Source organism: Pseudomonas sp. Y5-11 (assembly GCF_022368695.1).
GTDB classification, from domain to species: Bacteria; Pseudomonadota; Gammaproteobacteria; order Pseudomonadales; family Pseudomonadaceae; genus Aquipseudomonas; species Aquipseudomonas parakoreensis.
Map to the genome: position 1 here is coordinate 4,357,707 of NZ_CP058974.1, position 13,227 is coordinate 4,370,933.

General features: G+C 52.7%; 11 protein-coding genes. 5 read left to right on the forward strand and 6 right to left on the reverse strand.

Annotation, left to right across the window (positions count from 1 at the left end):
- Positions 1-73: 73 nt before the first annotated feature.
- The 5 genes from gspD to gspG are packed head-to-tail and all read right to left on the reverse strand — an operon-like array spanning position 74 to position 5,594.
- Positions 74-2,455 carry a type II secretion system secretin GspD gene (gspD, locus tag HXW87_RS19050; RefSeq protein WP_239777473.1) on the reverse strand — a complete coding sequence of 794 codons (2,382 nt, stop codon included), beginning with the start codon at positions 2,453-2,455 and terminating at the stop codon, positions 74-76.
- Positions 2,452-3,000: a type II secretion system protein GspM gene (gene gspM, locus HXW87_RS19055; RefSeq protein WP_239777474.1), complete on the reverse strand. Its 549-nt coding sequence runs from the start codon at positions 2,998-3,000 to the stop codon at positions 2,452-2,454. Before gspM ends, gspD begins: the two co-directional genes overlap by 4 nt.
- Entirely contained in the window at positions 2,993-4,177 is a 1,185-nt protein-coding gene (gene gspL, locus HXW87_RS19060) for a type II secretion system protein GspL (protein WP_239777475.1), read from the reverse strand. Before gspL ends, gspM begins: the two co-directional genes overlap by 8 nt.
- Entirely contained in the window at positions 4,174-5,127 is a 954-nt protein-coding gene (gene gspK / locus HXW87_RS19065) for a type II secretion system minor pseudopilin GspK (RefSeq protein WP_239777476.1), read from the reverse strand. The genes gspL and gspK overlap by 4 nt, the downstream gene beginning before the upstream one ends.
- A gap of 8 nt (positions 5,128-5,135) precedes the next feature.
- Positions 5,136-5,594, reverse strand: a complete 459-nt coding sequence (gene gspG / locus HXW87_RS19070; RefSeq protein WP_239777477.1) for a type II secretion system major pseudopilin GspG — start codon at positions 5,592-5,594, stop codon at positions 5,136-5,138.
- A gap of 147 nt (positions 5,595-5,741) precedes the next feature.
- On the opposite strand from gspG, the gene gspI reads away from it, so the two are divergent.
- From gspI to HXW87_RS19095, 5 genes are all read left to right on the forward strand, one after another.
- The gene (gene gspI, locus HXW87_RS19075; protein WP_239777478.1) at positions 5,742-6,122 is read left to right on the forward strand and encodes a type II secretion system minor pseudopilin GspI; all 381 of its coding nucleotides are present in this window, start codon (positions 5,742-5,744) and stop codon (positions 6,120-6,122) included.
- A 580-nt stretch (positions 6,123-6,702) separates the two neighbouring features.
- Positions 6,703-7,065, forward strand: coding sequence for a hypothetical protein (locus HXW87_RS19080; RefSeq protein WP_239777479.1), 363 nt, complete (start codon positions 6,703-6,705; stop codon positions 7,063-7,065).
- Positions 7,066-7,448: 383 nt separating this feature from the next.
- The gene (locus HXW87_RS19085) at positions 7,449-8,693 is read left to right on the forward strand and encodes a hypothetical protein (RefSeq protein ID WP_239777480.1); all 1,245 of its coding nucleotides are present in this window, start codon (positions 7,449-7,451) and stop codon (positions 8,691-8,693) included.
- On the forward strand, positions 8,690-9,214 hold the full coding sequence (locus HXW87_RS19090) for a hypothetical protein (protein WP_239777481.1): 525 nt from the start codon (positions 8,690-8,692) through the stop codon (positions 9,212-9,214). The genes HXW87_RS19085 and HXW87_RS19090 overlap by 4 nt, the downstream gene beginning before the upstream one ends.
- The gene (locus tag HXW87_RS19095; RefSeq protein ID WP_239777482.1) at positions 9,202-11,169 is read left to right on the forward strand and encodes an AAA family ATPase; all 1,968 of its coding nucleotides are present in this window, start codon (positions 9,202-9,204) and stop codon (positions 11,167-11,169) included. The genes HXW87_RS19090 and HXW87_RS19095 overlap by 13 nt, the downstream gene beginning before the upstream one ends.
- Before the next feature lie 937 nt (positions 11,170-12,106).
- Here the strand turns inward: HXW87_RS19095 and HXW87_RS19100 are convergent.
- The gene (locus tag HXW87_RS19100; protein ID WP_239777483.1) at positions 12,107-12,892 is read right to left on the reverse strand and encodes a methyltransferase domain-containing protein; all 786 of its coding nucleotides are present in this window, start codon (positions 12,890-12,892) and stop codon (positions 12,107-12,109) included.
- Positions 12,893-13,227: the final 335 nt, after the last annotated feature.

Below are 13,227 nucleotides of genomic sequence, written 5' to 3' on the forward strand. Positions count from 1 at the left end.
TTGGGGCCGCTTCGCTGCCCATCGGGGATAAATCCCCTCACCACAGGGTTACTTCTCAGATTGAGGGTGGGATTCAAAAGCGTGTACTCCCTTCAATCGGCACCGCTTTGATCGTCGCGCGAGGTCCCGAAGCCGGAACCGGACTCGGCACTCCCTGCGCCGCCGTCGGCAACTGCGGCGCCTGCATGTCCGGCATTGCCCAGCTGCGTTCCGGTTGCAGGCCGCCCTGGGCGCGGCGCATGAAGTCGTAGCGGTTGAGGGTGATGCTGCGCCCCGCTTCGCTGTCGCGGATGATGTACGGGCGCAGGAACACCATCAGGTTGGTCTTGCTGATCGCCCGGCGCTCGTTGCGAAACAGCGCACCGATCCCCGGCAAGGTGCCCAGCCATGGCACCGCTTCGTTGCTCTGGCTGTAACCGTCCTGCAGCAAGCCGCCGAGGACCATGATCTGGCCGTCGTCGAGCAGGATGCTGGTGTCGATCGCGCGCTTGTTGGTGACGATCCCCGCCGACGTCGCGCTGGCCGACGCGCGCTCGTCGATGCTGCTGACTTCCTGATAGATATCGAGCTTGACCGTGCCGCCCTCGGAAATCTGCGGCCGCACGTTGAGCTTCAAGCCCACCTCTTCCCGGGTCACGGTCTGGAACGGGTTGTTGCTGGTGCCCCCGCCGCCAGTGACATAGCTGCCGCTGACAAACGGAATGGTCTGGCCGACAAAAATACTCGCCGCCTCGTTATCGAGGGTCAGCAGATTCGGCGTCGACAGCACGTTGGTGCCGCCCTTGCTCTTCAGCGCCCGGGCCAACACTTTCAGGTCGAGAATCTTGCCGATGCCGGGGATATCGACGGTGCCGTTGACGTAACCGAGGTTCAAACCCTGCGGCAGCACATCGAGGCTGGTCTTGCCGTTGAGGTTGATCCCCGAACCGCCAAGATTCGCCCCGCCAATCACGCCTTTACCGCCGAGATTGCCGGTCTGCCATTGCACGCCGAATTCGCTGGCATCGTCCTCGCCGACCTCAACGATCAGGCTCTCGATCACCACTTGCGCACGGCGCTGGTCGAGCAAATCGATGACCTCGCGCAGGTTGCGATACAACGGCTCCGGCGCGGAAATCAACAAAGTGTTGGTGGTGGCGTCAGCCTGAATCGTCACCCCGCCGGCGCTGAACGCAACGTTCTGTTCGCTGGCCTGATTGCCGCCGCTGCCGGTCGAACTGCTGCCCTGCGCATAACTGCCGCCGGTGCTGCCCGTGCTGGAAGTGGTCGAGGTGCTGCCGCTGGTTTGCGTGCCGCTCTGCGCACCCGAACCGCCATTGTTGTTGCCATTGCTACCCATGGCGCTGAGCACCGAGCGCGCACTGTCGCTGGTGCCGCTGTCGCTTTCGCCAGTCAGCAGGCCGCGCAAGGCCTGCGCCAGTTTCGCCGCTTGCGCGTTACGCAAATAAACCACGTGCAGGTTGCTCGGATTGCTCTGTGCGTTGTCGAGTTTGTAGATCAGATTGCGCGCCAACTCAGTGCGCTCGGGGCTGCCGGCGCGGATGATGATGGTGTTGGAACGCGGGTCGCCGATCACCGCGATTTTCTGCGTCGGGTCGTTGCCCGGCGCGTCGAGCAGGTCGGCGACCATCGGCGCGATGTCGGCGGCGATACCGTTCTGGATCTGCACCACGTCGGTGTCGATCGCGCTCGGGGTGTCGATGGTCTGGATCAACTGGGCGACGCGGGTCAGGTTCTCGGCGTAATCGGTGACGACGATGGTGTTGTTGCCGGGGTAGGCATTGATCGGGTTGTTCGGCGAGACGATCGGGCGCAACACCGGAATCAGGTTCACCGCGTTTTCGTATTGCAGGCGAAAGGTACGCGTCAGCATGCCGTTGCCGGCGGGTTTGTCCGGGCTGTAGATCGGCCCGCCGAGCAGTTTCGCATCGGCTTCCGGCACCACCTGGGCGACGCCGCCGACATCGACCACGCTGAAACCCTGCATGCGCAACGCCGCGAGCAACATGTCATAAGCCTGGCGTGCCGGCACCTGACCTTCCGAGACCAGCGTCAGGCTGCCCTTGACCCGAGGGTCGACCAGAAACTGCTGGCCGGTGGAACGCGACAACGCGCGCACCACCGCTTGAATATCGGCATCGACAAAATTCAGCGTCACCGGCTGATCGCCCAGCGGATTGCTCGGCAGTGTGCTGCCGCGTGGGGCGCCGCCACTGCGTGCGCGTTCGGTGATGTTGTGCAGCTGCCGGGGTTGCGGCGCGGTTTGAGCCTGGGCGCGTTGCCGATCAAGCAGCGCATCGCCACTGCGCTGGGTGTTGGCCAGTGGACGGCCGAGTTCGCTGTCCACCAGCAACGGCGGCTGGTTCGGCGGCGTGCTGGTGTTGCTGCACGCGCTCAACGCCATCAGCAACATCGGCAACGCCAGACGTGCCGGTTTGGTTCCTGACCCCTTCATGAAGCTTCCTTAGCGCCCAGCGCCTGATCCATGCGAACGGTGCCTGACAATGTGCCGGCAGTGACTTCGGTCGAAGCGTTGTCGGCGCGTTGCAGACGGGCCTCGACCACTTGCAGAGAAAGTTGTGCCGGGGTGCTCAGCAGCCAGTCGAGCACGGCATCGGCCGGCGCTGCGTCGAACGTCAGCTGCCACGCGCCGGCCTCTCCGGCCTGCAATTGAAAGTGTCCGGCCAGGCCGCTGGCCTGCAGCGTCTGCTCAAGAGACTGCGCAAGACTTTGCCCGTCCGGGCGCACGCTGACTTCGCGCAACAGCACTTCAAGGGCTTCGGTCTGCGCACGCAGCTTCGGCGTTTCGCTTTGCCAGTACGTGATTTTTTTCAGCGGCGGCTGAATCAATGCGACCCACACCAACAGCGCCAGCAGCACCGCCGTCATGCCGCCGACCATGCGCTTTTCGCGCAGGGCCAACGCTTGCCAGCGCGCCTGAAGCTGCGCGCTGAAACGCTGCCAACGGGCGCGATAGACCGCGAGCGATGCCTTATTCATCTTCTGCTCCGCTGTCGTCAGCGCTGTCGTCGGGAGTGGTGACTTCATCGCTCGGGCGCAGCAGCCAGCCTTCATCGTCAGCCGTCGCACTGATCCCGATCTGGGCCAATGCGGCTTGCCAATCCTTGTCCTTGTCATTGGCGCTGCGCCGGACGTCGGCCAGCAAACTCAACTGCAACGTGCCGTCGACAAACGTCAGGCGCTCGACCGTGCCGGCCATGAACGGCATGCCACTGCCGGCCTGCAACACCAGCCGATTGAACGGCTGCGCCGGGTCCTCCGCCGCGCCCTTCTGCCGCGCCGCCAATTGCTGACGGGCCTGCTGCAGCGGATTGAGGATCACCGGCAACTCGGGAAAGGCCTGCTTCACCCGCTGCGCCATCTGCGCCTTGAGCTGCTGGCCCTGACTGGCCTCACGGGCGGCATACAGGTTCAGGCCGATGACCCACACCGCCACCGCCAAGGCGCACAGCCCCAGCGCCCGGCCCCAACCGCGATGCTCGCTGCGCTGCTGTTGCACCGCGCCGTGCAGGCCCCAACCGGGCAACGGCCCGGTCCAGCGCTGCGCCTCGGCCATCGGCAATTCTGCATCCGGCGGTGGCGTCGAACCGATCCAGTGCAACGGCGTGCCGCAGCTCAGCAGCCAGTCACCAATCTCGTCGTCGAACAGCGGCTGCACCCGCGCCACCTGCACGCTTTCGCGCAGCAACAAATGGCCGTCCTGCCGACAGGCCACCGTGCCCGGCAGCACCGGCAAGCTGTACGCCGCCGGGTACAGACCGCGCAGATTCAGCCCGGCCTGCTTCAGCAATTGCCCCAGATGCTGCAAACGCTGACGCGGCGCCCAGGCGATCTGCACCTGCCCCGCTTCATCCCGCGAACTGTGGGCGATGTGCATGTCATTGCAGTCGCCGAGCATCAAGGCCTGCGCCGCGCATTGCACCGCCGCTGCGGTCTTGTTCGCCGGCAATGGTGGCAGGTCGATGCTCGCCAGCAGGCTGTCCGCCGGGTGCAGATAAGCGCTGAGCGGTGGCTGCTTGGGTGACTGCCCCAGTTGGCTCAAGGTCTGGCGCTGTTCACGAATGACCTGCCCCTGCCGGTCCAGCCACGCGCAGTCCATTTCACTGTCGAGACTCAACTGCGCCAGTGGCGGCAAACTCACACGCAACTGGCTCATGCACCCACCCGCGACCAGATCACTTGCGGCAGCCGATCCTCGCTGCGGTGCAACAACGCATCGAGACTGACACGACGCTGCTCACGCCGCGCCTCGCCACGCAGGCGAAACCAGTCACTGGTGATGCCGACCTTGACGCTGGTCAGTTCCAGTTGCGGCATACGCAAGCGGTTGACGAAATCGCCACGGTTGATGAACCAGCGCCCGGCATCGCGCTCATTGATCAGCGCCTGCGCGCGCTCCAGCGACAACCCCGGCACATACGCGGCCAATACCGGCGCAGTGGCGGTATTGCCATTGAGCCAAGTGGTCGCGGGGATCACCGTCAGGTACGGCGCCAGTTTGCCGATGACCGCCTCATTCACACCCTCGACGCTGCGCAAATCATCAACACTGCGCAGCATCGGCAACTTCGGATGCTGTGGCTTGCGCGACGCATTCGGCGACGTGGCGCGGCCACTGTCAAAGGCGTTTTTGCTCGTGGTGTTCTCGGCTATTTGCGGATTCAACAGATACGGATAAGAGCCGATCACCCGCTGACTGATGCGCTGACTCAACCCGGCGCTGATGCCGATCAACTCGCACAACCGCTTAAACGCCTGCACCTGCGCCTCATCGACACGCTCGTTGGCCACCAGATTGCGCAGGTTGAACTTGCCCTGCTCATCCTCCAGCCGCCCCTCGAAACCGTGCGCATTCAAACGCTGCGCCCACGGCTGATCGAACCGGGTCAGCGGATCACGCTGCCGCGCATCCCAGAGCAATTGCCGGCTGATCTCCAGCCCGCCGTGCAACAACCAGCGCCCCTGCACCCGCTGCTGATCCGCCTCCAGCGCGCGGGTCGAAACGCTCTGCCGGGTCAACATCCCCGCCGCAATCACCGCGACCACCGCCGCAATCAACAGCGCACTGATGATCGCCATCCCCTGCTGGTTCGATTGGCTGTTCATCGCCGGCTTTACAGCTGCCAGGAGCCGATATCGGCATTCACGCCGTCGCCGTCAGGCTGACCGTCGGCACCGAGGGAAAAGATATCGATCTCGCCATTCGCGCCGGGGTTGAGGTATTGATAAGGACGACCCCACGGGTCATTCGGCAGACGCTCCAGGTACGAACGCCAGTTGCTGTTCTTCGCATCCGCCGGCCGCTCCACCAGCACTTTCAGACCCTGCGTCATGCTCGGGTAAGTGCCGTGATCGAGGCGATACAACTTCAGCGCCTGCATCAAACCACCGATATCCTGCTTCGCCGCCGTGGCCCGCGCCTGATCCGGCCGATCGAGCACTTTGGGCACCACCATCGCCGCCAGAATCCCGAGAATCACCACCACCACCATGATCTCGATCAGGGTAAAACCCTGCTGCCCACGGGGCAGCCGGCTCGGTCGGTTGGGCTGTTTGAACTGCGCGATATCCATCTCGACATTCCCTTGGCTTGATTCGATTCGACGCGCAGTGTTGCAAGAAGATATGTCAGGGATGTTGAAAATCCTCGGGAGTTTTCGTCGTCAAGCCGTCAAGGACGGGGGTTAGCGTCAAGGGCTGCCCGACTGCCCGAGCCGCCGATGCGCACCCCCTCCCCGCAAGCCGGATTCACCCTGATTGAAGTGCTCGTGGCCCTCGCGATCATCGCCGTCGCCATGTCCGCCGCCGTGCGCGTGGCGGGGTTGATGACGCAGAGCAGCGGGATCTTGCGGGATCGCTCGATTGCGATGATTGCGGCGCAGAGTCGGATGGCTGAACTTCGGTTGGAGGGGCGGTTGTTGATGGGGGTTAAGGCGATGGAGTGTGATCAAGGGAGGTTGTTGTTGCGGTGTGAGCAGGTGATTGGGGGGGTGGAGAATGGGCGGTTGCTCAAGGTTGGGGTGCAGGTGTTTGATCGCAGCCAGGAAGCGCCAGCGTTGGCGCGGTTGGAGACGTTGCTCAGCCGCCCCGAAAATCCCTAGCTCTAAAACGTCCCGAAATGTCGGACAGCTCAGAGGCATATGAATCAACCGTGGGACATTTCCGACGCCGACCTAATGATCTAAACCAACTTGCACGCACCGCGTTGAATCCATAATCAACTCGGTCTCTCAGGTCGATGTAAAGCGTAAGACACCTCGGTCGGCCCCCTCTCCCTCCGGGAGAGGGCTGGGGTGAGGGCCGCTGCTTGAATCACCCGTTTACCCACCCCAAAAACCACGTTTAAAAGACACTCACCGTTACTTCCTCAAGGCTACACAACCTTGCGTCATTACCTACGACTACGCCAGAATCCGCCGGCTTGTGCGTCCGGGGTGCGGGTCTTATCGTTTCCAGGTCACTGAAAAACAGTGATCGGGTTTGGTAGCCCGCACATGAGTTCTGCACAGCATCACCATTCGTGGCGTCGTTTCGTCTCGGCTTTATGGTGGTCATGCACAGGGCACCTTCGGGTGCGCCGGGTTCCTCATGTGCCGGTCTACCAACCTGAGCATGGCCGCCACCTTCGTTTGGTAGCGAAATTGGATGGCCTCCCTTTTTGAAGCATGAGGAGTTTCATCTATGTTCAAGCCAACACCCAATCCCTCCGAAACCGATCCGGTTTCACCCTACAAATTCCCCGACTCCCGAACCCTCAACGAAGCCGCCGAACGCGCCCTCGACCACTACCTAACCCCACAACAACGCATCATGGGCAGCCACCACAAACACGACCCCATGTACCTGGCCAACCCGGCCTACAACACCGAATCCCTGCTGGCCAACGCCAGCGAATCACTGGGATCAGCGAGTGAAATGCTCAACAACTTCGCCGCCACGCTGGTGCCTGCCCATCGCAAGACTGCGATTGGGATTGCCCAGTTGGTGATGTTGAGCGAGTTGGCGGTGAATCAGGCGCTGGATCATGTTGAGGTAAAGGCGTAATAGTCTCAGCGCTGTAGCTCAGCAGCCTGAAAGAAAATGGCCGAGGTCGTCAGTCACACCTGACAACCTCGGCCATTTTTCAATTTTCCGGTACATCTCAATATTCTCCAGCAGCAAAATACCCCCCTATTTCCAACCTGAGCCTTCCCAACTCCTTCAACAATTGGTATTGGCCAGAGGTTGCCGCCGTCACCAGCTAGAATTCGACTCAATTAGATCTAAACGGGTCAACGTTGACCTCACCCGGCACTGCTCTCTCTGGCCAAACCGGAGAGGAATGAGCCAGGCAAGGCATAGCGGCATATCGACAGCATGGTCAGCTTTCAGTTAGGGTTCGCTCATAGAAATTCCCGAACAACCTAAGTAACGGATTACACGTCGACATGACGCAGATAATAAACCGGGATGCTGCTGACAAAACAAAAGGCTTCCGGCTCCAAAAGCTCCGAGCAGCAACACTTCTGCTGAGAGCCGCAAATGATTTGTCGAATGTAAATTTCTACTACGCAGCCATTGAGGCGGAAGAGGATGTAACAATAATAAAAACCGTAAATTCAATCACAGATCAGATGATTGAAGAAGACAAAAACTACAGCCCTGACAGCAACTTTACAATACACTCAGAAGCCGTACTAAACACCCTTGTGAGTTTTTTTGATATCTATATAGGAAAGTGGCACAGAAGCCCATCTACAGTATTTACATTTAGCTTTTACACCACAACGAACTTCGGGAAAGAAAAAAAGAAAGAACTTGCAGACAGAACAATAATAGAGCTTCCCGACAGGCCGATCCTTGAAATTCTTCAAAGCTCTTCTGATATCCCCGACAACATAGCCAGTGTTGTTAAAACCATCCTGCTTGTCGAATACAAAAAGCAGTATGAAAAAATACCCGGAAACGGCTACCTCAAAGCTCTCGAAGAAATTGATCTAGAGCAATTCAAGATTTTTCTCAAGAAAATTAGCTGGCTGTCTGGGCAAGAAGATGAATTAGAGCTCCAACGCAGTGCAGAAACGCTGATAAAATGTTGCAAATATTATCAACTCAGCATGAGTGGGAAGGAACAACTAATTCTCGCTAAAATTCTTGACAAGATTGATGAGAAACAACATTTCAAAGACTTTGCAGAGAGATTTATTAACTCCGCCGAGGTAGAATTAATTTTCAAAATGGCAGAGTCAGAAGTCAGTGAACAACTACTTGACCCCATATGGAAAGAGCTTCAAGAGTTATCAGCCAACATTATTGACAAACGTAATTTAGAAGAAAAATTACTAGATAGCTGCCCAACATACCCAAAATCAAAAATTGCAACCCTTGCGAGAAAAGCCTGTAGTTCTAAAACAGAAGAAGAAGCGAGCAACAAGAGCTTTTTATCATTGAAGTACAGAGTTTTCGAAGCCTGCGAGGACTATTTTTTTGATAACGAAAAATTCAGCAACACCGTTAATCAAACCTCAATCGATGCCACAATAAAATCACTACAGAAAAAAGCAGCAGATACGATTGAAGAATTAAAAAAAGATTACACATATACCGTATCAAACAAAGAAACCATCAACGGCATAGTGATAAACCTAATAGACTCATGTTTCATATGCTTCGATGAGGACAAATCCGAATGAACGAGGCAGTAAAAAAGAACTTAATGTTCATATCATCCGATGACTTTTACCTGTTGACATATGCAACAATAATCATCCTTGACAGCCTTGGATGTACTAAGGGACGAGTCTTTAAAGATTACAGAAAAATTCCATTCATAATAGAATTAATAACCAACAATCGAAACATATTAATATTAGAATCCTCGACTACAGAAAAACTACACAAGGGTGACAAAGATTTTCTTTTCCACAGCTACTCAAATGGCCTCGCCAAAAGAAGTGAAACATTAAAAATTTTATTCACACTTGAAAAAAAGGGTTATGTATCTTTGCACAAGGGGGACACGGGAGCATTAGTCAACATAACCCTAAACAAAGAAAAACTGCCTCCAAACTTCCTATCAAAGGAAATCTTCAAGAACGAGTACATGAATTGCGAAAAATTCAAGAGGGCAATTCAGAGAAGTACAGCCATTACCCTTGACACATTCCTGAGCAAGGCATATCGGGACAGAGGTATAAAAATATGGGAAGTTTAAGAATTCAGAAGGTCGTTTATGAGGGCACAAACTACCACTTCGAATCCCCACTATTTGATGAAAACCTCATTCTAATTGAAGGTGACAACGGAACGGGAAAGAGTACCTTCTGCAACTTGATCTATTACGGGCTTGGCGGACGAGTTAACGAGTTCAGCCGCAAAGAGAACAAAGAGCAACACAAACAAATCACAGAAGATAAAGACAATCGCGTCGAACTTTACGTAAAGATAAATAGTGAAAACTACAAGCTAACTCGCTACATAGACGACAACGATATAACTGTATCGTCAATTCTAGAAGCCTGCGACATAAGCATCAAATCGAAAGTTTTGATACATAACAATGATCAGCCCACGTCCATATTTCAGGTATTTCGCTCCCCTGAAGTTGAGTACATTTTTTCCGACTGGCTCCTCGAGAAACTTGAAATAACCGTTGTAGAGCTATACCAAGGTTATCGAAATTTTAAAATTAATTTCACCGACCTTATGCGCCTTATCTATCATGACCAGCAGCCCGACCCTAAAGGGGTTTACAAAAAACTAGATACACAAAGCAATTTCATGAACGACTCAGAGCTTTTAAGAAAAGCCATCTTTGAGCTTTTAGTCGGAAAAACATTTTCGGAATACTACGATTCCCTCTCAAAATCAAAAGCACTAGAAAAAGATAAAAACATTGCAGCTGGGCTTCTAAAAGAATATTCCCGGATCATTGAAGAATTGTCTGGAAGTTCAGAACCACTAAACATTTCGTTTCTTCAGTCGTCCCTGCAAGATAAAGAGAACCAATTAGAACGCCTGCACGGTGCCAGGAACAAATTCAAAAGCAACAGAGACACCAAAGGAACAACAGTAGACTATGCACTAATAGATATTAAGAACCAAATCATCGAGAAACAGCTAACCTTAAGCAAGTTAAACCAAGACCTGATTTCAACCATAGGTGAAAAACAAAAACTAAACAGTGTAAAAGAAAACACCCTAAGAGAAATTTCTCAGATCGTAAAAATTATTCATTCACATGATCAGCTTAATTTATTCTCTGCAGACACATGTCCCTACTGCTTAGGTAAAGTTGAACGAGCAACAGGTCATTGTGTCTGCGGCTCAGAGATACAAGAGGAACAATACCAACGCTTCTTCTATACATCAAAAGAATACAAAGAAATCTATAAAGCAAAAATCAAAACAACACAAACCATTGAAATAGCAATAACTGATTGCAATCAAGATCTAAAGTTAATCCAAGATAACATTCGCATACTGGAGAATGAAATGCCAGAGCTAATGCGAAAAATAGAAGAACGAGTTGATAATCTGGATACGCCAGTAGATCTAGACACAATCAATGACATTGACGATGAGATCCTAAATACCCGTCAGGATATAGAAAAAATACGCCAGCAAATTGAAGCAGAAAGCAAAAATGTTCGCCTTACAAACGACTACGAGCGAAAGAGAAGCGAACATGAAACTTCAAAACTGCAAACAGATGCGCTAGAGGCAAAAGCAAAAATAGACATTCAAGGTAAGGTAGGGAAGCTCAGCGCCATCTATAATAAATTAATGACCGACTCTCTACCTGACTGCACCACTGCGCGCATTAGTTTAGATGACTACCTCCCGATAGTTGGCAGCGGTGAATATAGAGAGGCCAGTTCAGCCGTATCAAGGCGGCTTATGTATTACCTCGCCCTTATGAATCTATCTCTGTCACAAGAAGACGTACCGTTTCCTAAATTCTTGCTTATCGACACGCCAGAAACATCAGGGATTGAACTGGACAATCTTAAACGTTGCCTTGAAAAAATTGGTGAGCTTGATAGCTATGGAAAATCCTATCAAGTCATACTTACTACAGGCCTCAAAAAATACCCTGACAGCTTTAAAGTGCATAGAAAAATTTACCTGCCAGACAAGCAGCATCGCTTATTAATAAAAAAACAATAAGCACAAAAAGGGCATACATTTTTCACAAATTAAAGAAAGGGGGCTGATCTATTTTTAGAAATATATCAATCTCCTTTTCTGCGCATGCTACCCCAAGAGCAAAATACTTTAAGGAATAAACTAAGCGCCTGACTACAGCGAGCGGTATGTGCCTTCATCGACATTTTAGGATTTCGTGAACACATCAGATCGACCAATACCAATCCGGAAAAGCTAGAAAAACTTCTTAATATTTTGAATGAAATGGCTACGCACTACCCAGCATTAAGCGAAAACATGGCTACAACCCAAGGCTTTGAAAATATGTTTCGGGTATCTACGTTCTCAGACAATATCGTAATTTTAGGCCAACTCGACCCCACTGGCTTTGCGATTGTTACGACTGTATGCGCTATATTGTGCAAGACTCCTGACGCAAGGAGTGTACGCACGTGGGGCCATTACCGTTGGACAGCTGCATCATACTGGTAGCTTGGTGCTCGGTGAAGGATTGGTCAGAGCCTATGAGCTCGAAAGTCGAACTGCAATCTACCCCAGGGTGATTTTCGACGATTCAGTAATGAACCTTGCTTGCAATGGATCGACAACAAATTCCTGGAAGGCTAAACAGGATTTCGATGGTTTGTACTTTATGGATTACCTAGCACTGGGGCCGCTAATTCTCGGTCCTCCTCTCCACGAAGAACCCATCTTGTCGCTGGTACGCAATGAGATAATTTCGACCATGGAAAATAGCAACGACCTCGGCGTAAAGTCGAAAGTGGGCTGGTTTGCACGCTACCTCAACGACAACAGCGACGCATTGCAGATGGAACGCATCCCTCTCAACTAGAGTGGACTTGTTAACTTGACTTCCCGAGTTTTATATATGCATGAGAAACTCAAAGGAGACTGAGTTATTTCTGGAAATAAATCCGCCCCCTTTTTTTCTACTAATTTATTCGCTACGAAGAGCCTTCACGGATGAAAGCGCTTCAATTGCATTGTCAAACCTATCGACGCTCATCATGGAAATGGAGGATCGACTGACACCTTTTGGCGTTCGACGAAGGTAAGCATTATTTTTACCCACTAAATAGCTTGCACCCGCCAATTCACCATGCATTTCTACGAGTGCTGTTCTCGCGGAGTCTTTTTCACTCCAAGATCGAATACCGATACGATCTACAATATGGACCACTCCTTCCACCTGAAGAATACTTTCGCCCAACTCATAGACTCTTTTGTGCAATTTCTGCCGGTAAGCTGCCATTTCTCCCCCCGTGAAATCCCCAAGGTTTTTACCTATATTTTTTGCTATGGTCTCAGGCGCGGCACCAATTAACCAACAAACTATTGCAGCAGGCCTCACAATTTTTAAATACTCCTCAACAGCAACATCAAAAACATCGCCATTAACAATCGCTACCTGACTGGTTACCTGTGCCAACTCAGACAGACTGACAACCTGAACACTTACTTCGTTAGCCAAGAGATTATTCTTACACAACTCTACTAAGTTCGAATTCGACTCAACACATATAACTCTACTTTTCCTGGCCAAAGCAAGGGTACTAGCACCAGCACCACATCCAATTTCCACGACCAGATCCTGCGGTCCAAGCTGCTCTGCCATCCAAGCATGATGACCATCGTTCGAAATATGCTCAGCATCAACCTTCCACTCTTGAGCATACTGTTCTTGTGTCATCGGAGTGCCGAGAGAGTTAATTAATTTATTCATACTATCCTTGTTAAAAATCCGAAATTTTCAGTTAGTTCACACTACGCCCGATAATGGCATGACGACATCACCACAAACAGAGGAAAAAATCCAGCTCTAACCGCTAAATAGATAGACAAAATTTTACTCAGCGCTCTGCTTCGAGCGAGAGTTGCGTTGTCAACGCCTGATCGGCTCTACATCTCCAGATACATCGAATGCCTCTTGGCCGATAGAAAACATCTATTAACTAACGCCGAAAGCAGCCATAATCTCTCTTTAACGTTTTTGCCGAGGCGTTTGAATCGCCCATACAGAAGCCCTTCATACAACAGATACAACAAGATAACTACGTT